Genomic DNA, 24,524 nt, shown 5'->3' with positions numbered 1-24,524 from the left:
CCTGCGGCGTCGGCAGATCTGTTCGGAACGGAACCTAGCGCACCGATAGGTAACGGCTCCGGATCCGTAGGTAGCGCAGCTATAGTTATAGCCTCTGGCGACTGGGGATTGGGGTTAGCAAAATGTGGCGTGATAACCTCATATGGCGATTGGTATTAGCTGTTATTCGTGAGACTTTAAGTCCTAGTTCTATAAATTTCCACACACTTCTCATCCTCCCACACCTCCCACACCTTGGAAATCATCCCCACAATCTTCTACCCTCTTTGCCTTTCAAGCGGTTGTGACTATCTTCCAATAATTTAGGAATATCTAATTTTTCTGGACACCGGGGTAAACAATCTCCACATTCGGTGCAACGATTTGCTTTCATTCCGGGAAACCAATGACCGGCATTTTCAAACATACGATAGCGATATTTCCCATATTCAGCCATATCATAAGCTATTGCCAAATTACGAAGTCGTAAGACCTCAGGAATATTAATATTTTCCGGACAGGGTAAACAGTCATAACACTGACTGCACTTCTCAGTACCTAAAACTGAATCTCTGTGATTTTCTAAACTATTAAATATAGTGATTTCTTCTATAGTTAACTTTTCGGTACGATCGGCAAAATTTAATGGTTCTTCCAACTCTTTGGGAATTGCTGGTCCGACGCTCAAAGTGCTAATTCTAGGGTCACTAAGTAAAAATCTATAATTTAATTCTAAAGGTGAAAAGGGCTGGCAAAGACTCTTTAATGCTGGGGGTGGTGTATAAAGGCGTCCTCCTTTGTCCGCAGGAGAAATAATGAATATCCCCATACCCTTAAGTGAAGCTAGCTTGATCGCTGGATAATTCCTTTGGAAAAAGTAATAATAATGCAAATTTACAAATTCAAATAAACCTGTATTTATTGTCGCAATAATTACTTCTAGGGAGCCATGGCTAGAGAAACCAATATGTTTTACACGACCATCAGCCATGGCTTCTTCCACAGCTTGCATACACCCATTTTTCTGCTTGATAAAATCAAAATGTTCCCAGGTATTCAACCCATGAATCCCAAGGCAATCTATATAATCTAATTTGAGGCGTTTGAGAGACTCATCAATCCACCAACGCATTTTATCAGCATCCGCAGTCGGTGGTATTTTTGTTGTGATATGGATTTGGGAGCGGGATACGGGAAGCTCTGAGTTAATAATTTCACCAAGATACTCCTCACTTTTACCATAGCTAGAGGCAGTTTCTATGTGATTAATCCCTAATTCTACTGCTTGTATTAGGGTCTGCCGTACATTTTTCGGCGAACTTAAACAGCGCATTGTTCCCAAGGAAAACACTGAAAAATTTAAATTGGTTTTCCCAAAACGTCGATATTGCATTTACTCTTAAAGTTATAAGTTAAATAGCCAGGAGTTATTGATAAGAGTACTCACGTCACGATTTTTATGATTCATGATTTTTATGATTCATGATTTTTATGACTCATGATTTTTGTGATTCATAATTTTTGTGATTCATAATTTTTGTGACTTATGATTTTCTTATTTCATAATTTTTTTCGTTCGCAGTCAATAACCGTGTTCTATAGCGCGTAGCAGAGCGCGCTATAGCTACACATTCTCCTTTTCGGCTAGTGCAAAGCATTGATCGCTCCGCGCATGCACTGAGCTGCACCTGCAGTGTTTGTTGACGCGGCTTAGCCGTTTGTTGACGCGCTATGCGAACGCCGGAAGGCGCGTACTAACACGGAGTGCGTCCAAACGTGCTTATCGCAACTAGAAAATTTTCCAGTCCGCTCGTCATTGTCCTCAGCAAACTTATAACTTTTTAGAATCTATCAAGATTCATTTTTTCCAAAACGCTTAATCAAATCCTCCGGACGTAGTTCAGATACAAACTCACGGAAAGCTTCTTGTTCGGCTTCATCTGCGTCTCTATCCACAGGTATGGAAGCATCAGCAATCACTTCTTCCATTACCCAGATTGGGGAATTGGTACGCAGTGCAATTGCGATCGCATCACTAGGACGAGCGTCAATCTCTTTTTTGGTTTCTCCTTGTTGCAAAATTAAAGATGCATAAAAAGTATCATTTTGCAAAGAGTGGATGATTATCCGTTCTAAGGTGAGGTCAAAAGCTTTGAGAATACCCACCATTAAATCGTGAGTTAAAGGTCTAGGCGGTTTATGGTCTTCTAATGGACCCATAATAGCCCTTGCTTGCTCCTGACCAATAAAAATTGGTAAGGCACGGCGTTCGGATGCATCTTTTAGTAGCACTATAGGGCTACGAGTAATGGCATCCAATGCTATACCAGCGACTTTCATTTCAATCATTGGCTAAGCCTCTAAGATCTTTTGAGCATTAACAGAAAAGTAATAAATGATACGTATAACCTGGAAATTTTCGTAAAACTGTAAACATAGGTCATTAATAGGTGATGATTTTTTATAATTGCTTCTATTAAACTCCCAAATTGTTGCGAATACCAGAGTAAATTACATTCATCTGTTTTAATAATTATCTCCTTAACCAAGTATGCCTTGATTTGAGAGTAAATGTGTTGACGTCTTCATATAATCAGAAGTTAAAAATTATACTTTTGTTTGCAAAATTTTAAAATAAATATCAGCTATTTCAGTCAAAATTAAGAGATAAATAAACTTAGTGTTGCAATTTAGCCGTGTTCACTGGATTGATTCAAGCATTGGGAACCATAAGACCTCTAGAAGGAAATTATTGGCAAATTAATTGTATTGATGGTGCCTCTGCTCCCATTATGCAAGATTTAGCTTTTGGCGATAGTGTAGCAGTCAATGGAGTTTGTTTGAGTGTAGAAACAATTTTGCCGGATGGTTTTATCGTTACAGCTTCACCAGAAACCTTGCAACGCACAACCCTAGGTAAAGAAGAAACATTACAAATTTCCGTGAATTTAGAAACTTCTTTGCGTGTTGGTAGCAAGATTGGCGGACATTTCGTCATGGGACATGTAGATGGTATTGGTCGATTAGTCCAAGCTTCGAAAACAGCAACTTCGTGGGAAATGACCTTTAGTGTTCCCCATGCGATCGCACATTATCTGGTTCCGAAAGGTAGTATTGCTATAAATGGGATAAGTCTCACAGTTGCCCAATACCAACCTGATGATGCACTGTTGAAAGTCGCAGTTATTCCTATCACCTATGTTGAAACAAATCTGTGCCATTTGGTCCCCGGAAGCTGGGTAAATTTGGAAGGGGATATTCTAGGCAAATATGTGGAGAAATTTATTACCAACGGGAAAGTGGATTATCCCACGACTTCTGACTCTGAAGAAAAACAAATAACACCAGTGTTTCTCGCAGAGCATGGGTATTTATAGCATGTATAAATTAGTTGATTTTAAGAGGAGACGGTCGCCGACTGACTACTTTATTGGTAATTGGTGTTAGCGGTTAGCAAGCTTACTATGGAAGTTTTTCCCGTAAGACATATTACTCAAACATAAGGAAGAATATTCTCCAGAGCAGTTTAGACCTAAATGGCAGGGCAAAATTTGACAAAAGCTCTGCCGTTTAGGCTCAACTTAGGCGCTTGCACCCATTACCAAAATTCACAAATATTATTCTACGGAAATGACAGGTGTTTAGACTTGTATCAGATTGGTCTCAAATAGTCGGTAATTGAACTATTTTTCTGGTTGATATACTTGGGCTGTTTGTAAGCTCCGAGTTAGCTGTGCGAGGGAAGAATTTAACTCCATACCAGGATCCACAGCAACCCAACCAGAACTGGTTAGCTGGCGAACCTCGAAATGTAGGTGAGGACCAGTAGAGTTACCAGTACTACCAACTCTTCCAATTACAGCTCCTTTTTCTACCACTTGACCAGGTTGAACCAATATCTCAGACATGTGACCGTAAAGGGTTTTTTGGCGATCATTGTGCTTCAATACAGCAGTTAAACCATAACCACCAAGCCAGTTAGCAGTTTCTACCCGACCGGATTCTACTGCAATAATTGGCGTACCCATAGCTGCAGCTAGGTCAATCCCCGAGTGGAAGCGTTGAACGCCTGCAATTGGATGCTGTCGCCAACCAAACATGGAAGAAATTCGTGCCGGAATTGTTAAAGGAAATGCCATTCCATTACCGCCATAAGCAATTGCAGGGCGATAACCAATTCGTGGTAGTACGGAAGCCAGAGGAATGTTGTAAGCAAGTGTTGTTGCTCGGGGTACCTGCTTTAATGCTGTTAATGGTGATGGTAAAGCTCCACCAGAAGGTGCAATGGGACTGGAACTTACAATTGTATTCTGCCCACTTGGTAGAAAATTGTTAGGGCTGGGAATAAAACGATTTGGGTTGAGAATATTTTTTGTGGTGCTGCTAACCCGTCTAGCATTCAAATTGACTCCAGCTAATCGTTGAGAAAATCGGCGACTTGCTGACGATCTATTTTTTCTCAAACCTTTCCCAGAACGTCGAATGGATGAAATATTTGCTAAATTTAGGGTTTGACCTTTTTTCATCCAGCTTGGAACAGGTTTGCGCGGATTCTTACTTTTAGAATTCCCAGCTATTCTGACTAATTGCTGACAGTAATTACTTGCAAGCTTTTTACTTCTTGACAATACTGCTTCACAACCAGTTCGGCGTTCTTTAAGAACTACGGAGCTAGGTGCTTTATACTTAGAGGTTATTTGAGAATTGTAATCTGTCGGATCGATATAGGCGTTGTTGTAATCCCTTGCTTTGGGAACAGAGTTTCTTACAGTATTGTTAGCTGCGGCGGAATTAGTAAGTTTTTTGATTGTTTTAGGAGCAACAGAAGAGTTTAAGTTGGTTGCTTTAGGTTTTTTCTGACTGGCAGAAATTTGAGGTTGAGATTTTTGATTTTTGGATTCTCGAGTTTTAATTATGACGGGATTATTAGTGCTGTTGTTAGCCGTCACTTTTACTTTTGGTTTTGCTTGACGCGCACCTAAAGCTGATGCACCCGATTTTTTCTGTGATTGAATTTTACTTGCAGGTTTTGCATTACTAGCTTTTGCTTTTCTGAGCCGTTCTCTGAGCGAAGCTCGCTGCTGTGATAACCCAACCTGTAGCTGAGATTTTGTTTTTTGAGATGTGGGTTGGGAAGATGCGACTGTAGGTACTATGTTGTCAATAGAAGACTCAGTCTGTGCAAATACCAAACCACTACTAAGAAGACTAAAGCTTCCCAACCAACATAAACCACGAGCAGGTAGTGTTGTTACCAAACGTTTCATATTACCGTTTTGGTTGACGTTTTGGCTTTCCTGGGATGGTTTATGTAATTTTTCATCGGCAGAGTTATGGCGCTGCGTCATATTTTTCACTGTAATTGTCTGAAGGTTTACTTAATCAGATGTTCTCGGTTTATTCTCTAATCAAAATTTTAAAATTTTTGATTAACAATCTTGAATTAAAAATTTTGAATTAGAGGATTCAATTAATAAGAATAATTAAGAGGTTTTACGGTAGCCCAAACTGATTGTACCGGGCTGAAGGTCAATATAGGGTGTTGTTACTGATTCAGAATTAGAAGATTCCATGCGAACATGAAGGCTGCCAGATGGATTTACACCAATAATTGTTCCAGGATTATTATTTACATATACTTTCTCACCTATATTTACCAGTAGCCGAACATAGCGAGACAATAATATATCTACTCCTTCTTGTTCAAGGCAACGTATGCCGAATTCTATCCCCTGGATAATTTTCGCGGCTAATTCTTCCAGGCTGACAAAACTTGAATTATTTAAACTTGAGTTGTTTTGATTTGTCTGCCAAGTTTTGAGATTAATTCCAGTTTCAGGAGTTGGATTTTCCCAGTTAATCCCAACCCCGATTACCGCTTGAGTTATTAATGCTTTTTTTACTTTAGTTTCAGTTAGGATCCCACCGAGCTTATATCCATCTAAAACTAAATCATTAGGCCACTTAATCTCCACAAAAATGCCACAATCTTGTAGCTCTTGGGCGATCCCCCAAGCACTAGCAAGGGTCAATTGATAGCCATGATTAACTTCTAAATGGGAATTTAAAGCTGCTGAAAGATACAACCCACCTTTCGGGGAATTCCATTGACGTCCCCATTGTCCTCGCCCGCTAGTTTGAGTTGTAGCGATAACTGCAAATCCTGGTTTTATACCTTGTTTGAGTAATTCCCAGGCAGTGGTATTAGTAGAAGATACGGTATCAAAAATATGTATAGAAGAAAATATATTAGTATAATTTCGCCTTTCTTCCAGGGCTAATTCTAGCTTTTGCCGATTAAATTCCACAGCAATTTACCCAAAATAACTTGTTCGAGTTAGCATAAATTGGCTATTTTTATTTTTCTTTAGGTTTGGTTAAAATGCACACTTGGCACTGGCGCGATTGGGAAGGGTTGCCTTATTTGACTTGTAGTTTGCTCGAGCCCATAGCAGCACATGGCTTTTTGACTCAACATTTTTGGTCTCGCCCGCTATCGGAAATGACAAAGGCACTAACGCCAGGTACATCAGTCTATCGCTTAAAACAGGTACATGGCAATACTGTTTTGTCGCCAACAGAAATCGAACATCGCTTGAAAACTGGCAAAGAAATTGATGAGCAAGCAAATACAGTCTTAGCAATGGGAGATGGACTCCTTAGTGACAACTCTCAACAGGCACTTTGGGTAGCCTCAGCTGATTGTACCCCTGTACTGATAGCAGACCAAAAGACCGGTCAAGTGGCTGCTGCTCATGCCGGATGGCGCGGTACTGCACAAAAAATTGTTCCCCAAGCAATCGCCCGCATGCAAGAAAAGGGTAGTAAGATTTCCGACCTACGAATTGCAATGGGACCAGCGATCGCAGGTGAGGTTTATCAAGTTTCCCTGGATGTTGCAGCGCGAGTGGGAGCCAGTATAGCACCCCTATCTTTAGAATCCCAAGTTTCAGGATCGCAAAAAATATTATCCCAAGAACAAGAAAGTGCGATCGTTCGTGCTGTGCAAAAAATCCCAAATTCTCCCTTACTTCCCGATCCAGAAGCAGGTAAAATTCGATTAGATGTGCGCCGAGTTAACGCACTACAGATGGAACAATTGGGCATAGGTACGGAACAAATCGCCATTGCACCGTACTGTACTTATCAAACCCCCAAGCATTTCTTTTCCTATCGTCGAGCTAAAGAAAAAAAAGTTCAGTGGTCGGGAATTATTAGTCCTTGAGAATTAGTGCATAATTATTAATATATGACTTTTATTGGTTGACGGTTAACTGTATCAATGTTGGCTGCCAACCATGATTTTGTCTGACAATAAATAATTTATTTCTACGATTTTTTGATTATTTTGTAGTTTGTAATTTAATATCAGTTTTTGAGTGTGGAAAAATTGCCCCAATTAAGTTCTGAAACAATTGACCGTATTATTGAAATGGCGTGGGAAGACAGAACCCCATTTGAAGCTATTGAAACCCAGTACGGTTTAAAAGAAAAAGATGTAATTAGCATTATGCGTCGTGAGATGAAAGCATCTAGTTTTCGGATGTGGCGCAAGCGGGTTAGTGGACGTAAAACAAAACATTTAGACAAGCGCGGTTTTATAGAAGGTAGATTTAAGTCTGATAATCAAAAGACATAAGTGGTAACTGGAAACTGGTAATTATTAATTTGTAAATATTAACTGATAACTGTAGCCGTTAAGAGTGTGGTGTTAACCACAAACTAAATTGTTAGTAAAAAATGTTATTCCACATCGCACCGCAAAATGAAGTTACATTACTCTTTTGGTTGTAAAGATTGACCATAAATAATTTATTATTCGCGATTTTACCTGTTTTCAAAGCTTCTAAAGCAACCTCTGCAGATGGCGTTCGCCTTTTTAAATTAGTTTCAGTCATCCATTGCAACCAATTAACTAAGCCAGAACTAAGTTTAACGAAATGCTCAAATTCTATTCGCATTTTTTGCCGAGGTAATTTAGTTGGTTGAATACCTGTGGATAATGTAATTAATGTTGCTCCTAAACTGTAAAGGTCAGAAGCTGTGGTTGCTGCACCATTTAATTGTTCTGGAGACATATAACCACAAGTTCCTACTATCGGAAGTATATCGTCGTATCTAGTTTGCAGGGTCTGGGCGCAACCAAAATCAATTAGGTACGGACGGTCTGCCAAAATAATGTTACTGGGTTTTATATCTCGGTGAATTATAGATGGCAGTTGTTCATGTAGATAAATTAGTATTTCTAATAATGATTTGGCGATTATTTTAATTTCTTTTTCTGTAAATTTTCCTTTCCATTGTAAATATTCTGCTAGCGACCTACCTGGCATGTAGCTTTGAACTAGGGCATAGCCTTTCCCGTCATCATAAGAAAATTCAAAACGATCAATATAATGAGGAATTCCTGGATGTTTGAGTTCTTTCAAGACTTGAACTTCGCTTTCAAATAATCTTAAATCTTCACCAATAAACTCATCATTCAATGTTAATAACTTAATAACTACTAGCTTTCTTATTTTTATATCGTAGGCTAGTAATGTCTTTCTTTGAGGTTTCCTACCCAATACCTGTAAAATCTCGTAGCGTTTTTGCAGAATTTCTCGATAAAAGTTGTTATGATATACGTCGATCATGATTCTAGCCCTGTCATGTTTCTTTTTTAGTTGCTACAAGCTTTTTTTTGACAATAACTACACATTTTCAAACTGAATCCAATACAGATCGAACTGGTGACGTATCTAATTCCTAGGTTCTTGTTTTGCTTTTGGTAGCTATCACCTCAGATATTTTTCCCGTTTCGAAATACGATCCTTTTATGGAAAGATGTGTCACCAGACTTGAAAAACTGCTCTTATTGTTGCGAGTTTTCCCAAAAGCAAAGAATACAGAATTGTGTGTAAGTAGTATTTTTAGATAGCTACAAGGATATAAATACTGATTCAGCAAAATTGAAACTTATATTGACATATGCCTTTAGATTGATTATTACCTGATACACTCCAGTGTTTGACTCAAGATATTAAGTTATCGACTTGTGACATACTCACAGTTGTAACGACTACGCTTTATCCTTCTTAAAGAGAGAGAACTATGGATTTATCGAATTCCAATACTGTCAAAAATTTAGAGGAAGCTTTTGGTGGTGAGTCGATGGCAAACCGGAAGTATTTATTTTTTGCCGAAGTCACCCGTAAGTTAGGAATGAAGGAACTTTCCAAGCTATTTAAGGAAACAGCTAATCAAGAAACAGAGCATGCCTTCGCTCACTTTCGTTTGATGCACCCAGAATTAGTAGTAGATAATTTGGATTCGTTAAGTGAAGAAGACAAGAAAAAAATTGCAGCTCGCTGTCTAGAATTGGCGATCGAAGGTGAAACCTACGAATATGCAACTATGTACCCAGGTTTTACCGAACAGGCTCGTAGCGATCGCGATGCTGGAGCTGTGGAAGAATTTAAAGCACAAGAAGCTGAGTCGAAAGAGCACGCTCAAATATTCAGTAAAGCAGTACATAACTTTGGTCTATTAACGCACATTGAAAATCATCATGCCCGTCAATACACGGAAGCACTTAATACACTTAATGGTGAGTCGCCAGTAGAGAAAAAAGCTGATGAAGATCCAGCAACTCAAAAATGGATTTGTCGTCAGTGTTCGATGATATATAACCCTGTTGAGGGCGATCCAGATTCAGGAATTGCACTAGGAACACCCTTTGAGGATATTCCGGAGGATTGGCATTGTCCTATTTGTGGCGCACAAAAGAAAATGTTTGTGCCTTATGAAGAAGCAGCTGCAGCGTCCGCAGCATAAGGCGATCGAGCATATTAGCGTGACTTGAGGTTACGCTAATTAGTTTGATTGAAATTAGCTTGATTGAAATCGGAGGATTTTTAAAGATTTAATTTAATTAGTATTAAAATTTTTCTCAAAATCAAGGGGCTCTGGTGCATAGTAGGGACAAAATCTATCCTCTGGACCTTTAGCGAGAACGAGACAAAAAGAAAAAGGGTTGCCTGTATAGAACCGACAACGATTACATTGTGGTAGTTTGCGTCTAACTCTTGGTTTGATCATGGGAGTATTCTCCACTTTAGGCGCATGAGGGAACGCTAGCATCTTTATTTTAAATACTCAACAGATTAAGCTGTCCAGAGAAAGTACTAGATTTTTATTAAAACTAACAATAATTAACAGTTTACTTAATGCTTGATTTACTTGGTACTTAATTATACGTACTTCGTTCGACTAGATTCATCTTACTGTTGTATATGGCGTACTTAGCTTTTCCTTCTCTTTTTGCCTGATACATGGCAATATCAGCATCTCGCAATAAATTTTCTGGTTGTTGGTAGTGGCTGCTACTAATTGCAATTCCAATGCTAGCTGTTGCAATTACTGTGCGTCCATTCAAATAAAGTGGTGTTTTTAAGGTTTTTTGGATGCGCTGAGTAATATTAGTTGCATCGCTAATGTCTTTTATCTCTTCTAGTAGCACTACGAACTCGTCACCTCCCAATCGTGCTACTGTATCTCCACTACGCAAGCATGATTCTAAACGACGAGCGATCGCAATTAGAAAAGTATCTCCCATCGCATGTCCAAAATCATCGTTAATATCTTTAAAACCATCTAAGTCTAAAAATAAAATTGCAAAGAAGTAGTCATTATGACGCTTGCTACGTTCAAATGCTTGACTGAGTCTGTCGGAAAATAATACTCGATTAGGTAATCCTGTAAGTGAGTCATAAAAAGCATTGCGGGTAAGTTGCGCTTCAGTATCTTTGCGCTCAGTAATGTCTTGAAAAGCTAAAACTGTTCCCGTAATCTTTCCCTTATCTTCACTCTTAGACGATATATTCTGAAGATAAATCGGTGAAATACTATCAGCTACAAATATCTTTTTCCCATCTTTGGCGATCAAAGTACAGTTTTCAGGTAAGTTGACGACTTCGCCTTCAGATACTACTTGTGCGACCAGATTTGTAATAATTTTTTCGTTATCTTCATTTACTAAATTTAAAACTTTTCCTATATATTCACCTACTACTTCTTCGATTTTATAACCACTTAGCTTTTGTGCTAATGGGTTCATAATTTGAATACAGCCATTAATATCTGTAACTACTACAGCAGAATTTATACTATTAATAATTGCTGTCAACCATTGCTTTTCTTGTTCTAATTTCTGTTCAAATTGATGCTTGTATAGTGCCATTTCTACAGCAATGTGTAGGTCTTTATCTGCAAAAGGCTTGGTAATGTAAGTGAAAGGTTCTTTCAATTTGCTCTCATTTGGTAATATGTATTCGGAATAATCTGTTAAATATAAAACTGGTGTTTGGTAATTTTCCTGAATAATTCCTGCTGTTTTTAATGCATCGATATTTTCCTTCCAGCAGATATCAATTAATACTAAGTTCGGATTAATTTCTGCTACTTTTCTGATTGCTTTTTCTCCCGAATCATTAATCCCATGCACTATATATCCTAGCTTTTGCAAACTTTCTCTAATGCCAATAGATAGAACTTTTTTGTCCTCAACAATGAGAATTTTGGGGGATTTCATGCTAAGAATATTGATTTGATAAGGTTCAGATCTTACTATTATTACTAAGTAGATACTTGAATGAGTAATTAGACACTTGTCAATCTCAACATCACCCTGATAAGTTAGTTGATTTTTCAACTATTCAAATCATATCATTAGACATATAGTATTAATTTTATTTCATTTTTGCTTTGCAATTTATTTTTTGAGCAAGGTCGTTATCAGGTTACTCAATTCAAAAAAATAATAGTTAGAATGACTTTCTTGTGTAAGATTTTTCTTAGTTTGTTATTAATATTCTGAAAATCAGCATTATATTCTTGGTGATTTAATATAGAACTCAACAGGTATAAATTAATAAATACTTCAGCTAATATAAAGTTAAGATTATTGATATCCAATACTTAGGAAATATTTACTCAAAAGTCATTGTGCAATTAGCAATGAATAAATATTTCTTATGAAAAAGATGCTGAAAACCCTGTGTTTTTAAACCAGGGATGTTCACGTTCGCTGCTAAGCGCGGCTCAGTGAGTGGTTAGACTAAAGCTGATTGCAGGATTTATCCTGCCATGAAATGATATAATTACTTAAACAGGAACGGTAATCAACCTGTATAAAAACCCAACTGCCTAACGGCAATCTGTACCTTGACAATTGAAGATATGGGGTTCTATTCCATAGTTCTAGTTTCTGTCCAGGAATAGGTAAAATCTTCATGGAATCTAGACGACACAGAATTTAAGTAAAACAAATTTTTGGAGTAATCCAACTACCGAGGGGCACTCGGAAAGCAGCCCTTTCAACGCGAACAAATGAACTGTTAGTTATTTTTGATAGGTCAAGCTGGGAATCACGAAAAAAATTTGTTTTTTAGCGATTTTTTTCTGTGTAAAATGTTGAGATTTGCGGATATATTTAGCATATCCATCAAGAGAAGGTTCACCTCATGAAAAAATGGTAATGAATAAGCTAAAAGTGTGATATTTATCAAAAAATGAACATGAGATTAAAAGCTATTTCAGTGATTAATAAATAGCCAGCTTGCTGCTTAATATATATTGTGGTTTATCACTCAAATTATTGTTTATTTTTATGATAATTATTTAAAAGGCGCGCGGTTGAAACATGGCGATGTTTACTGTCAACAATTAAAGGTGGTCGCGGTTTCTTTGGTCCTCTTTTTGCCTTTAGAAAACGTTTGAGTTTAACACTATAGGCTAGTTGTTGTAGAAGTTGTGCTATTTGTTCAAGAGAAAATGTTACAAGTGGCTCCCACTCGGTCGATGGAATCGCAATCATCATCCCCCGATATGTACCTTGAATTTCATCAACTAAGGGAGAACCAAATAATAAAATCTCCAACCGTATTAAAGGTATGTTGGGTAAAACCAATGACTGCTGCGCCTTTCTCCATTCGGAGAAAGGCGACGGTTGGAGATTTTATTTATTGGAAGGCCCTAAGTAGAAATCTGATAAACCAGCTTCTATTTTATCAACTCCATGTACACTTCCTAAGGCTCCTCTTAAAGTTGCAAGTATATTATATGTAACTAAGGCCATTGAAAACGAAAATAAAGCAGCTTTTGGGTATGCTAAAGTCTGGATTTCACCATTAAAATTTTCAGTTACTGTTTGAAAAAGATTTTCTAAACTCCAGCGATTGCGATATATTTGAGTAATTTTATTTGCTGGTACAGCATATGGTAAGTTAGTCAAAATAGCTATTTCCCACTCTTTATCCCGCGTTGCTACAAATAACTTTAGAACTACTCGTCTAACTTCTATAGTTTTCCCATCATAGGAAAATTCTACTTTCTGTTCAAATAGCTCTCCCGTTTGTGTTGACCCCAAATGCTTTAATTCGCTTAGTTCTCGAAATCCTAAGCCTCCATGTTGCCTTATAACAAAAAATGCTTTTTTCTCCTTGATTGTAAATAAAAACTTGGCTGTACAAAAATTCCTGTCTCCACACCATAAATCTTGTGATTTAACTTGCTCAAGCACCGAGTCAAACAATGAACGTTCTTGGGAATGACCATCTTCAATGGGAAAAATATCTGTTACTAATTTTGAACATTGTTCTAGCACTACTATTGCTTTACCTGGTAGTGCTGACGCTGCAAAATTTCTAATTGCATTTAATCGATGGTCAGTACCTGCAAGACATGTACCATCCACTATTTTTAATCGATAACCTGGCAATAAACTTGCTTGTTCTCCACCCATTAATTGAACTAACTCAATTAAATCTCTAGCTGTTTCTCTCAATAATCCTTGACTTACACCTAACTCAATACCACAAAGCTTTTTATATAATGCTGTTGTACTTACACTTAAGTCCACAGCTTTTGCCTTGTAAGCTGAATGAACTGATTTTTGAATTCCACATACAACTAAACTCATTAAATCTACTTGACTTGAAAATAATAAGTCTTGTTGATATTGAACTGTTGCATATTTTGTAAATAAGCTATCTATTCGTTCTGGAGCAAATATACGTGACATTAAAACTTGTGCCATCACGGTTACAGGACTTTCTTTGCCAAACTGCTCAAAAACGGAGGATAGCATTTTTAACCACCTTGATCTTGATATTGTCAAGGATACATTCAATTAGTCACCAATAACCTATACTGGGAGCAGTTTTCAACATCTGATTTATTGGTTCATTTGTTCGCGTTGAAAGGGCTGGCACTCGGAAAGTTAACGCTTGAGGAGAGAACCACCTCTGGCTTGGATACCGCAAGGGGTCTAATCTAAGTGGACTCGTTGAATCGAGAATCTCCGTGTCTTTAGACCGGGTGCGACCCGTTCGCCAGAAATGAGCAATAATACTCAAGAATTGGTGGCAATTCGTACACAAGGAATGTTTTACATTCCATCTGTACCTTGACAACTTGTTATTCATGTAGGTGTAATTCCTACCTCTTGTGGTGACAAGATAACAGTGTATCCCCCATCTGAGCGACTGATTATCAAACGGATGAAGCGGGGATAAATGACGGTAACTGGAAGTCTCGTCCAGAACTCCATCTAACAAAGTTGGTCACGGATAGCGCAAGCAAAGTCACATCAATCCGTCGTAAAAGACAACTGGCTAAATGAGACTGATAAGCCAGACCAAAATGGTAGAGATTATCCGAGGTTGCCTATAACGGTCGTAACAACATTCACCCTCATCGCATAATCCGGTGGATAGTGGCATCCTAACATCAACGTCAAATGAATAACAGGAACGGGATAACCCTCTACTTTGCTCTCAAAACAACGGTCGATTATTTTGAGTAGGTATCAACCGGATGCAATTAGAGGAAAGGATTGATTAAGAAGCAAATGCCTTGAGTAATTTCAAGGATAAGCCGACGTAATCACTGCAAGTTGAAAGATAGAGTCAATGATTAGAGCTAAATGTCATGTGCCAATCGCTAACGATTAGGTATGAATGGAAGAATTTACCCTGGAAGAAAATTCAGGTTAAAGTATTCAAACTCCAAAAAAGAATCTATCAAGCTTCACTGAGTGGAAATATTAAAAAAGTCCACCGCTTGCAAAGACTTCTGGCGAAATCCTGGTATGCAAAGTGTCTTGCGGTTAGGCGAGTGACTCAAGAAAACCAAGGGAAGAAGACAGCCGGAGTAGATGGAGTGAAATCACTCACTGCCAAGAAACGGTTAAAAATGGTTAAAGAACTGGAAATCAAATCCAGTGGTTTTCCCACCAGACGGGTTTGGATACCTAAACCCGGCAAAGAGGAAAAACGTCCCTTAGGAATTCCAGTCATGAAAGATAGGGCAACTCAAACGCTCCTAAAACTGGCTTTAGAACCAGAATGGGAAGCTAAGTTTGAACCCCGTTCTTTTGGCTTTCGCCCCGGTCGTTCTTGTCAAGATGCTATCGAAGCAATTTTTACAGCAATCTGTAAAAAAGCCAAATATGTTTTAGACGCAGATATTGCAAAATGTTTTGATAAAATCAATCACCAAAAGTTACTTGAGAAGCTAAACACATTTCCCACATTTGAACGAGTTATTCGTAACTGGCTTAAATCTGGAGTAGTAGACCAAGGAAATCTCTTTCCTACAGAAGAGGGAACGCCGCAAGGCGGATGTATTTCGCCTTTATTGGCGAATATTGCACTTCATGGTTTAGAAACCACAATATCTAATGCATTTCCTGCCAAGATGAAAATCGACGGCAAATGGCATCTGTGGAAACCCCAAGTCATAAGGTATGCCGACGATTTTGTGATTTTGCACCCCAATAAACAAGCCTTAGAAAGATGTAAGGAAATAGCTTCCCAATGGCTAGCACAGTTAGACCTAGAATTAAAACCTAGCAAGACCCGAATCACTCACACTCTCAACAAAACTGAAAGTAACTGTGAACCAGGATTTGACTTCCTCGGATTCAACATTCGTTCTTACCCAGTTGGAAAAAACAATTGTGGAAGAAACAATGGAGTCAAAACAGGTTTTAAAACCATCGTCAGACCATCCAAAGATAAAGTGAAAATTCATTATCGCAATTTGGCAAAGAAAATTACTCAATGCCGCAGTGCTACTCAAGATGAATTAATTTCACAACTTATTCCAATAATAACTGGCTGGTGTAATTACTACTCCCGTGTATGTAGTAAGGAAATATTCTCACAGCTAGACCATAAATTATTTTGGAAATTATTTCTAGGATGGGCAAAGTTCAGACATCCCAAAAAATCGGGTAAATGGATTGCCAGAAAATATTGGCACATCCAAAAACACAATAATTGGACTTTTGGTAATGAACTTATTCTACCCAAACACTCCAACACAAAAATTACTCGACACATTAAAGTCAAAGGTGAAGCATCACCCTTTGATGGAAACTGGACTTATTGGAGCAAGCGTAAAGGTGAATACCCCGGAATTTCTAAAAAGGTGACCATAACCATTAAGAAACTTCATGGGAAATGCGCCGAATGTGGACTACATTTTCATCCGGAAGACCTAATAGAAATCCATCACTTGAATGGTAATCACAGGGACAACCGATTGAAAAATCTAACAGCTGTTCACCTACATTGTCACGACCAGATACATGGTGGTACAGGAAATCTTTCTACTAAGCTTAGTACTCATGGCAAGGGTCAACTTGGAGAGGAGCCGGATGATGCGAAAGTATCAAGTCCGGTTTTGAAGCCGAGTCGGAAGGGTGACCTTCCGGCTTAGGTTAACAGAGTGTCAAAAACATACTTCTTGAATTGTGGCGAGATTGGCTAAAGTTTTATCTACTGCTTTTAATTCCTCTGTTTCAATAACAGAATCGCGCTCGCAACGGTGAGCGTACTGACATTTTTCGCAAACTTTACGTTGTCCTTCTGAAACCTGGGGAAATGCTTCGCCTTGCTGATATTTTTCCAGCCATTTGCTCAAGCGCGATAGTAATCTAGTTAATTTTTTTGTAGTTTGTTGGTGCCGAACTGTGTTGTAATCAATCCTGATACTTCGCAGCTTACCTTCTCCTTGGAAAAACCAGTAAGTCATAGATATATTTTCTGGGAGATAATCGCTGGTTTCTGCCAGGATATACAAGTAAAGTCTGGTTTGCCAGTTTGATTGCAGACTACGCTTATTAGGTGGTTTACGATAGGTTTTCCAGTCAATAATTTGTGCTTGTTGCTCGTCTGCAATTAATAAATCGTAAATTGCTGTAAGTACATAATTTTGAACTTGCAAACTACGATAATGTTCGCTATCTCGGAAAAATCGACTATTAGTGTTAGTTAAAATCTCTGGTGCATCCTTTGCAAAAGCATTCATCCAAGCTTCTAGTTGGCTATCTGCTTTGACAAATTTATCTATCGGTAAACCGATTTCTCGCTGTTGCATCAGTAAGTGAAAGCGACTTCCCAAAGTTTGTCTTGCTTCAGTGTCCGGATCTGCTGGCGAAAAAAGTTGTTCTAAATAAGTATGTTGAAACTGTCGAGGACAACGCTCTAAGACATTTAGTTGTCCCTGGGAAAGTCTAATTAACTGAGTTGAAGATGACAACATTTTTTATTTGTCATTGATGATTTGTGTGACTCTATCTGAGCAGGGTTTGTTTCCTTGATTGCAGAATTACTGACAAGGACGATAAATATTTGCACTTAATAACAAAATAGGTTGTTTTATTTCCGTTTATATACTCACTCTAATTTCTAGATTAGCCCAAAATCAGCGGATAAATTAAGATTTACGCCTTTTAATTGTTTATTTAGCGTTGAATAAACATAGAAAATAAAGACCAATAAGAATATGCTTCTTTGATTAATTTTGGGCTTATTGTTATTTTTAGTCACATTTACACTCAACCCTAAATATGAAACTCCACAAATGAAAATCCCCGACTAAATAGCCGGGGGACATTGAGGAATCCAAATGTCGATGGGAGATACCGATGCCAAAATCTAATTTTTTGTTGTTAACTGTCACTGACATACATAGCTCATAGTTTCCTGAAAAGAATCTTAGAGCATTTGTTATTTTGCCATGACCTTGTTAACTTATGTAAATAATCATAAGTCAAATATTACAATTAGTCAACATATATTGACTACTAAGTCTTTTTGGTATAAAAATTGATGACTTCAATAAGGTAATTACATACCTAGTTCTTAAAATTTTTGGATTAAGTTGTCACAGCGAAGGAAGAGGGAAGAGGGAAGAAGGAAGAAGGTTTTATGTTGCCGAAGTTGCTTGTACTCCTCCCTTAGCGGATCCGTAGGTAGCGAAGCTATAGCGTGACGTTAGTCAGAGGCTTCGCCGACGCCGTAGGCTCTAACCTTCTGGGTCCTGGAAGGACGGGGCTTGCATCCTTTCGGGGTCGGTTAGCGTAGCGTTGCGTCAGCAATGCTTGATGGAAGATTTTTTGGCTACGCCAGCACTGCGTTTATGGAAAACGCGCTTATTGACATCTTCCCTCTTCCGTCTTCCTTCTTCCTTCCGACGAAGTCGGTCATTGTTTCTCAACAAAATTCTTGATAATTCCCTTTGCATCCGATGGGATTTCTGTAATTAATCGAAAAGGAAAAGCTTTAGTTGAAGCAAAATGGGCGTAGTCGGAAGTCAGGAAAAGTTTGTATTGTTCAGCTTCTGGGGTAAGTTGGAAAGCAAAAGCTAAAGCGATCGCTTGAAAATACTTGCGAATATCCTTAGCTTGTTCCCCGACTACTTCTCCACCGGATAAAGCAGTAATCGGTTTTCGATTTTGGTCCATCGTAGTACTGGGATCTTTCAGACTTAAATGGGTACCTCCAATAATTCCAACTAACCACTTTGGAGTCGGGATTTCAGTAAAACTAGCAATTTGCTCTGTTAAAGCAGGAGTTGTTTTATCTGCAGAAGCTGCTAATACTAAAGTTGGGACTTTAATTTTTGACAAACCAGTACCACCAAAAATTAGAGAACTTATAGGATTGAGAGCAATTACACTTTTTACTCGTTCGTCGTGCAGTTGATAGCGGTTTTTGGGTAGTTCTTGAGCTACACATTGAATTCCTTCACCCAAACTTAATGTAGTCAATTTCTCTTGACAGCGTTCCTTAAGTTTTTCTAACTGTAACTCTCCCCCGGCGATCGCTAATGCTGTTCCACCACCAAAGGAATATCCCAGTACCATTACTTTATTCGTTGCAAATCGACCTTGGAATGGGTTTTGATTTACAGTTTGGTTTAATTGCTTATTTATTAGTTGTTGATTTACCGGTCGTTTATTTAACTTGGTTAACTCATCAAGCACAAAACTAATATCTCGGGGACGTTCCAGAAATTCTTTGGGTTGAATGATGCGGTTTTGACCTTGAATTGCTGAGTTAGTATTCGCTTCGTTGCTACCGGGATGTTCTAATGCTGCGACTACATAACCATGAGATGCTAAATGTTTTGCTAAGTAAGTTAACTCTGTTCGAACTGAACCCAAACCATGGCTAAATACTATTAAAGGTTTTTCAGTATTTACCCTTGTCCCCTGGTAGATATCAACTGGGATGTTGCGATTTCGCTTTTGGTCTGTAAGCTTTAACTCCAAGATTTGAACTTGATCGTTACCTTTTTGAGAAGGGTCAAAGGGAAAAGAAAGTCGTGGATTTTTAGCTTTGAGTCGAGGAGAAATTGCAATCATAAACTCCTGAGTGCGCCAAAATGCCAAATTCAGCTTTTGAGTAAACTTAAAAGCTTGTAGCAAATCAATTTCTAAGCGCTTGCTCGGATAAGCTGCAATAAAGTTCAGTATGGAAAATCCTTCTGGTGCTGTAGCTCCTAATACCGCACCAGCTCTAATTGCTTGGACTCCTGCTTTATCTTTACGACGAATAACTGCATTGAGATCTTTGAGGATTGTTGTACCAATGCGTGTATTCAGTAATTTACTAGCAGCAACTACATTTATTGGTATTTTGGTTTTTAAAGCTTCAACAAATAAACGACCTTCTTCTGATGACAACTTTTTGGTATAAATTTTAAAATTTTTAGGTACTTCTCCCTGATTTGCAATACTTTGTAGTTCAATCAAAGAGATAGATTCTGTAAAAGGTCCAAAACGTAACACGACCTTTTCCGCTGCTCTTACGGGAGTAACTTTGAGTTGTGAAATAGATAATATACTCAATAAGCTAACAGCAATTTTCCAAAGTCTTGCCATAATTATTTTGCTACTTTTATTTAGTGTAGTTAGTTAAAAACACGTAGCCGATGGCAAGAAATTATATAGCTGATGTCAATTCAACGTCCAGTGAGATAAGTATCAAGTCACAAAATATAAATACCTATATAAGTATTTAGTTAATATGTTTTCGAGGTGAAAAGGATATTTTATGGGCGTCTATCATTTTTATGGAGACTTACTCGCAAAGCATTTCTGTGGTGAAGTCGCATCTAATACATATCTAGCATCACGGGAAGATATGTTTAAAAAAGTAATGGTTCTATTTTTGCTTGCACTTCCTCAAGCAAATCTTCTGGTACAGATTCAATAAACTGAGCATTGCGAGTTTTCCAATCCAAGCACTTAATTTGGTCTGTAAGAATAACTCCGTAGGTCTTTAAATCAGAAGGTAAAAGTACTTCAAAAGGATATCCTTTTTGCTGCTTTGTAATGGGCATAAATAAAGCCAGGGAGGTCTTCTGATTATAAACAGAAGGGGAAATTACAAAAGCAGGTCTACGACATTTTTGCTCGTGTCCTTTTGTTGGATCGAAGTCTAAATAAACAATATCTCCCCGGCTAGGAATATAAAAATTTGCTTGTGCTACCAAACTTCGTTCCCCACTTCAACTCCAGTATCAACTTCTGAATGAAGATTTTCTGGGGTAATTCCTTTAATCATTTCATCAAGCGAATATCGCTTACGAATTTTAGGCTTCACCACCAAACTTCCATCTACCACGGTAATGTTTACTTCGGAGCCTTCAGATATATCAATTTCTGTGTTCTCCGTAATCTCTCAAAGTTTGAGTTGACATTTAAGTAAATGCTTAAATATATTAGAGATAGTTAAGCATTTACTTAATTATTTGTTCTACACCTGAAAAATACTCACCTGCTCAGAAGGTGATTGAAATATTCTTGCACTGTGGAGTGTTGATTCTATCGATAACAAGGAAAATAACAACTAATGACAAGCAACAAATGATAACTGACCAAACTTGATATGAGTAGACCATGCGCCAGTGCAGATATATTTCAAGTTATTGCCGATCCAACGCGTAGAGCATTATTAGATCGGTTGCGTACTGGGGAACAAGCAGTAAAACAATTAGCCGAACCTTTTGCGATGAGTCTACCAGCAATTTCTCAACACCTACAGATTCTGTGTGAAGCAGGCTTAGTGCAAATGCGAAAATCGGGACGAAAACGCTTGTATCGACTCAACCCAGAACCCTTGAAACAAGTATCTGATTGGATTTCCTGTTACGAACAATTTTGGCAAAACAAACTTGATGCTCTTGGTAATTATTTGGAGGAGGATTGATGCTCAAAACTTTAAATTTAGATGTTGTTTATCCCCATCAGCCACAACGGGTTTGGGAAGTGCTTACAGATAGTCGTGCTTTAGCTGCATGGTTAATGGAAAATAACTTCGAGCCAAAGGTTGGACATAGATTCCAATTTAAGCACACTACATTACCGGGAACTAATGTAACTATTGACTGTGAAGTGATTGAGCTTGATGAACCCAAGCGAATTTCTTACACCTGGAAAGATAGTTTAATGTGTCAGCCTTCTATTGTTACTTGGACTTTAGAGCCAGTTGAAGATGGTACTCGCTTGCGTTTACAACATAAAAGTTTAGGAACAGTTTCCTTTGAAGTGCAGCAACCAAGATATTCTCAGCCATTGCAGAATCACTTTATGTATGATTCACAGCAGATTACTCAGACTTTAACGCCAGTGACTTATAATATCTCATTGCAGTCAACTCCCGTTCGCAAATACGAAAGATTAAACTATCTCGTTCTCAATTTCTTTCTTAATGGTGAGTGGGACTACAAACTAAATAAAAAGTTACCACAAGTCTTAGTTAGTTATGTAGAAGAATCGTAGAGACGGGACATGTCGCGTCTCCTAAGGAATGTGGATTAAATAAAGTACAAAAGGTTCTGTGAGCATCGCGTAATGCACCATTCCAAATTTCAAAATTACAAGTTATTAAATTCTCATTCCTAAGTCTCCTAAGAAATTTTTTATTAATAAATAAAACATAATTGCAAAATGAATGAAGCCAATAAAATACGGCTTGCTTTAGCGCATCAAAATGCAACTTCATACATGGTGATTCCCCAGGTTAAAGCAATTGGAATTGCTGGTTCTGTCGCTCGTGGAGAAGCTGATACTTACTCAGATATTGATATGAGTATTTATTGCGAGGAACTACCAACAGAGGAGGAACTGAAACTAGCTTATAAACAAAATCAAGGGACGGATTACAGAGTTTACGCTGATGAACATGAAGACGGAGCATTAGTTGAACAATATTTTGTTCAGCGCATTAAATGCGATTTTGGTCATGTTACGATTGAGCGTTTTGAGGATGACATAAAAAAGCTGCTCGAAGAATATGACCCCGATAATATCATGCTAAAAGTACTTGAGGGCATTGTTGATATGGTGCCATTATATGGCGATCAACTAATTGAAGAATGGAAAGCAAAGATAGCAAACTATCCTGATATATTAGCCCAAGCAATGGTGAGAAAAAATCTGCAATTTTGTCCTTTATCGGTGCTTAATAACTATGGTGTAAAGCGAGGTGATGTATTGTTTTTAACGGATGAATTGCAGCAAGCAGTCAAGAAAATTATTGGGGTTCTATTGGGTTTAAATCGCTCCTATCATCCTGTTAATTCTGCGCCATTTAAGGGGATAGATAATCTAATTAACAAGATGACAATTGTCCCACCCAATCTTTCATTCCGTTTGAAGCAGGTTTTGCGAGAAGAACCCCAAACAGGGGTAAATCAACTGGGCGAATTGATTGAAGAGATATTCGCCTTAGTAGAAAAACATATGTCACAAGTAGACACGACGGAAGCTAGGGATAAGTACCAGCTTTGGTCAGACAAGTTTCGATATTGAGTAATTATTATGAGTCTTTTTTGTTTAGTCCATGGTGCTTGTTTGGGTGCTTGGGGTTGGAAATATCTAATTGATGAATTAGAAGCACGAGGAAGTCAAGCAATTGCTATGGATTTACCAATTGAAAACCCCGAAACGAATTTATCTGCATTCGCACAAGCTGTACTCGATCCACTCCAAGAGAGTGAAGAAGATATAGTATTGGTCGGTCATTCGATGGCTGGTACTGTAATTCCCATAGTTGCTAGTCAACGTCCTATTCGTCGTTTAGTATTTCTTAGTGCACTTATCCCATACCCTGGAATGAGTACACTCGAACAGTGCGAATTTCAAGCTACTTCAAATCTTTTTAAAGCAGAAGAATACAATCCAGTAAAAAGTAAATTCGAGCATTTGCGCTACGAACCCCATATGTTGAATTCTGCTTTACGAGGAAAAGACCCCGTACAAGACCGAGCAATAGCAATGGAATTTCACTTCCACGACTGTCAACCGGATATAGCCGATTGGGCTATTTCTAACCTACGAACTCATCGATCGCCAGCACATTTAACTGAAGTTTTTACCCTCCAAACATTACCCGATGTAGAGTACAGCTATATCGTCAGTAGTGAAGACAGAATACTTTATCCTGCATGGTCGCGATATGCTGCACGCAAACGTTTGGGAATCGATCCGATAGAAATAACAGGGGGACACTATCTACAATTATCTCGTCCCGCTCAACTCGCTGATGTTCTGGTAAATATGCTATGAATTCACCAACTAAAGCAAATATTCCGTATGTAATTCAGCCTTCTGCTCAAGGCGATCGCATCCTAGATATTTATTCTCGGTTACTAGCACAGAGAATTATTTTTTTTCAAGGAGAAGTAACTGATGAAACTGCAAATTTAATAGTTGCACAAATGTTATTTCTCGATGCTGACGACTCAGAAAAAGATATTACCCTCTACATCAACAGTCCTGGAGGTTCAGTAACTGCAGGAATGGCTATTTACGACACAATGAATCAAATTCGCACTGATGTATCTACAGTTTGCGCCGGAATTGCTGCATCGATGGGTGCATTTTTGTTATCTTCTGGAACTCCAGGAAAAAGATATGCTCTTCCTAACGCCCGAATTATGATTCATCAACCTTCGGGAGGTGCACAAGGAAAAGCCAGTGATATTGAAATTGCAGCCAAAGAAATTTTGTATTTCAGAGAAAGAATAAATCAAATACTTGCAGCGAATACAGGGAAATCTCAAGCACAAATAGAAACTGACTCGGAACGGGATTTCTTTATGAGTGCTGAAGAAGCGAAAACCTATGGTTTGATTGATTCCATTGTTAGAAAGTGAAAAAGTAAAAAGTTTTGATTCGTAAATATTTTCAATGAAGCTTCAGTAAA

General features: G+C 38.2%; 22 protein-coding genes. 10 read left to right on the top strand and 12 right to left on the bottom strand.

The window, feature by feature from the left end; translation table 11 throughout:
* Nucleotides 1–241 precede the first annotated feature (241 nt).
* Nucleotides 242–1,372 (bottom strand): aldo/keto reductase, encoded by a 1,131-nt coding sequence (locus tag BC008_RS21020; RefSeq protein WP_027841510.1) that lies wholly within the window; start codon nucleotides 1,370–1,372, stop codon nucleotides 242–244.
* 458 nt (nucleotides 1,373–1,830) lie between these two features.
* Nucleotides 1,831–2,328 carry a bifunctional nuclease family protein gene (locus BC008_RS21015; RefSeq protein ID WP_027841509.1) on the bottom strand — a complete coding sequence of 166 codons (498 nt, stop codon included), beginning with the start codon at nucleotides 2,326–2,328 and terminating at the stop codon, nucleotides 1,831–1,833.
* A gap of 347 nt (nucleotides 2,329–2,675) precedes the next feature.
* On the opposite strand from BC008_RS21015, the gene BC008_RS21010 reads away from it, so the two are divergent.
* Nucleotides 2,676–3,356, top strand: a complete 681-nt coding sequence (locus tag BC008_RS21010; protein WP_027841508.1) for a riboflavin synthase — start codon at nucleotides 2,676–2,678, stop codon at nucleotides 3,354–3,356.
* Nucleotides 3,357–3,662: 306 nt separating this feature from the next.
* Here BC008_RS21010 and BC008_RS21005 read toward each other — a convergent pair whose 3' ends face one another.
* Both BC008_RS21005 and BC008_RS21000 read right to left on the bottom strand, forming a co-directional pair.
* Nucleotides 3,663–5,327, bottom strand: coding sequence for a M23 family metallopeptidase (locus BC008_RS21005; protein WP_027841507.1), 1,665 nt, complete (start codon nucleotides 5,325–5,327; stop codon nucleotides 3,663–3,665).
* A gap of 135 nt (nucleotides 5,328–5,462) precedes the next feature.
* Complete coding sequence (locus tag BC008_RS21000) at nucleotides 5,463–6,287, bottom strand: biotin--[acetyl-CoA-carboxylase] ligase (RefSeq protein ID WP_027841506.1); 825 nt, start codon at nucleotides 6,285–6,287, stop codon at nucleotides 5,463–5,465.
* A 74-nt stretch (nucleotides 6,288–6,361) separates the two neighbouring features.
* Here BC008_RS21000 and pgeF point away from each other — a divergent pair, with 74 nt between their 5' ends.
* A complete protein-coding gene (gene pgeF / locus BC008_RS20995) occupies nucleotides 6,362–7,204 on the top strand; it encodes a peptidoglycan editing factor PgeF (protein ID WP_027841505.1) in 843 nt (280 codons plus the stop codon).
* A gap of 150 nt (nucleotides 7,205–7,354) precedes the next feature.
* The gene (locus tag BC008_RS20990) at nucleotides 7,355–7,618 is read left to right on the top strand and encodes a TIGR03643 family protein (protein WP_268768241.1); all 264 of its coding nucleotides are present in this window, start codon (nucleotides 7,355–7,357) and stop codon (nucleotides 7,616–7,618) included.
* Between the two features lie 91 nt (nucleotides 7,619–7,709).
* Here BC008_RS20990 and BC008_RS20985 read toward each other — a convergent pair whose 3' ends face one another.
* Complete coding sequence (locus BC008_RS20985) at nucleotides 7,710–8,615, bottom strand: serine/threonine protein kinase (protein ID WP_058183809.1); 906 nt, start codon at nucleotides 8,613–8,615, stop codon at nucleotides 7,710–7,712.
* 457 nt (nucleotides 8,616–9,072) lie between these two features.
* Here BC008_RS20985 and BC008_RS20980 point away from each other — a divergent pair, with 457 nt between their 5' ends.
* The gene (locus tag BC008_RS20980) at nucleotides 9,073–9,795 is read left to right on the top strand and encodes a rubrerythrin family protein (RefSeq protein ID WP_027841503.1); all 723 of its coding nucleotides are present in this window, start codon (nucleotides 9,073–9,075) and stop codon (nucleotides 9,793–9,795) included.
* 412 nt (nucleotides 9,796–10,207) lie between these two features.
* Here BC008_RS20980 and BC008_RS20975 read toward each other — a convergent pair whose 3' ends face one another.
* From BC008_RS20975 to BC008_RS20970, 3 genes are all read right to left on the bottom strand, one after another.
* Complete coding sequence (locus BC008_RS20975; protein ID WP_058183808.1) at nucleotides 10,208–11,551, bottom strand: diguanylate cyclase domain-containing protein; 1,344 nt, start codon at nucleotides 11,549–11,551, stop codon at nucleotides 10,208–10,210.
* 1,062 nt (nucleotides 11,552–12,613) lie between these two features.
* Nucleotides 12,614–12,928 (bottom strand): hypothetical protein, encoded by a 315-nt coding sequence (locus BC008_RS45765; RefSeq protein ID WP_063800792.1) that lies wholly within the window; start codon nucleotides 12,926–12,928, stop codon nucleotides 12,614–12,616.
* 48 nt (nucleotides 12,929–12,976) lie between these two features.
* A complete protein-coding gene (locus BC008_RS20970; RefSeq protein ID WP_235595902.1) occupies nucleotides 12,977–14,107 on the bottom strand; it encodes an IS4 family transposase in 1,131 nt (376 codons plus the stop codon).
* An 842-nt stretch (nucleotides 14,108–14,949) separates the two neighbouring features.
* Here BC008_RS20970 and ltrA point away from each other — a divergent pair.
* The gene (gene ltrA / locus BC008_RS20965; RefSeq protein ID WP_027841501.1) at nucleotides 14,950–16,743 is read left to right on the top strand and encodes a group II intron reverse transcriptase/maturase; all 1,794 of its coding nucleotides are present in this window, start codon (nucleotides 14,950–14,952) and stop codon (nucleotides 16,741–16,743) included.
* A 12-nt stretch (nucleotides 16,744–16,755) separates the two neighbouring features.
* On the opposite strand, the gene BC008_RS20960 is transcribed toward ltrA, so the two are convergent.
* The 4 genes from BC008_RS20960 to BC008_RS20945 form a co-directional block, all read right to left on the bottom strand.
* Nucleotides 16,756–17,568 (bottom strand): PD-(D/E)XK nuclease family protein, encoded by an 813-nt coding sequence (locus BC008_RS20960; RefSeq protein WP_027841500.1) that lies wholly within the window; start codon nucleotides 17,566–17,568, stop codon nucleotides 16,756–16,758.
* Between the two features lie 943 nt (nucleotides 17,569–18,511).
* Nucleotides 18,512–20,194, bottom strand: coding sequence for an alpha/beta hydrolase (locus BC008_RS20955; protein ID WP_027844580.1), 1,683 nt, complete (start codon nucleotides 20,192–20,194; stop codon nucleotides 18,512–18,514).
* Between the two features lie 266 nt (nucleotides 20,195–20,460).
* Entirely contained in the window at nucleotides 20,461–20,808 is a 348-nt protein-coding gene (gene mazF, locus BC008_RS20950; protein ID WP_027844579.1) for an endoribonuclease MazF, read from the bottom strand.
* Nucleotides 20,802–20,939 carry an AbrB/MazE/SpoVT family DNA-binding domain-containing protein gene (locus BC008_RS20945; RefSeq protein ID WP_201026151.1) on the bottom strand — a complete coding sequence of 46 codons (138 nt, stop codon included), beginning with the start codon at nucleotides 20,937–20,939 and terminating at the stop codon, nucleotides 20,802–20,804. Before BC008_RS20945 ends, mazF begins: the two co-directional genes overlap by 7 nt.
* Nucleotides 20,940–21,203: 264 nt before the next feature.
* Here BC008_RS20945 and BC008_RS20940 point away from each other — a divergent pair, with 264 nt between their 5' ends.
* From BC008_RS20940 to clpP, 5 genes are all read left to right on the top strand, one after another.
* Nucleotides 21,204–21,524 carry an ArsR/SmtB family transcription factor gene (locus BC008_RS20940; RefSeq protein WP_027844578.1) on the top strand — a complete coding sequence of 107 codons (321 nt, stop codon included), beginning with the start codon at nucleotides 21,204–21,206 and terminating at the stop codon, nucleotides 21,522–21,524.
* Nucleotides 21,524–22,096, top strand: coding sequence for an SRPBCC family protein (locus BC008_RS20935; protein WP_027844577.1), 573 nt, complete (start codon nucleotides 21,524–21,526; stop codon nucleotides 22,094–22,096). The genes BC008_RS20940 and BC008_RS20935 overlap by 1 nt, the downstream gene beginning before the upstream one ends.
* 168 nt (nucleotides 22,097–22,264) lie before the next feature.
* Nucleotides 22,265–23,128 (top strand): nucleotidyltransferase domain-containing protein, encoded by an 864-nt coding sequence (locus tag BC008_RS20930; RefSeq protein ID WP_027844576.1) that lies wholly within the window; start codon nucleotides 22,265–22,267, stop codon nucleotides 23,126–23,128.
* Nucleotides 23,129–23,137: 9 nt separating this feature from the next.
* The gene (locus BC008_RS20925; RefSeq protein WP_027844575.1) at nucleotides 23,138–23,884 is read left to right on the top strand and encodes an alpha/beta fold hydrolase; all 747 of its coding nucleotides are present in this window, start codon (nucleotides 23,138–23,140) and stop codon (nucleotides 23,882–23,884) included.
* Nucleotides 23,881–24,474, top strand: coding sequence for an ATP-dependent Clp endopeptidase proteolytic subunit ClpP (gene clpP / locus BC008_RS20920; protein ID WP_027844574.1), 594 nt, complete (start codon nucleotides 23,881–23,883; stop codon nucleotides 24,472–24,474). The genes BC008_RS20925 and clpP overlap by 4 nt, the downstream gene beginning before the upstream one ends.
* The last annotated feature ends 50 nt before the right edge of the window (nucleotides 24,475–24,524 follow it).

Origin of the sequence: Mastigocoleus testarum BC008 (assembly GCF_001456025.1) — a bacterium.
GTDB classification, from domain to species: Bacteria; Cyanobacteriota; Cyanobacteriia; order Cyanobacteriales; family Nostocaceae; genus Mastigocoleus; species Mastigocoleus testarum.
This window is presented reverse-complemented; position numbering and strand designations above follow the sequence as displayed.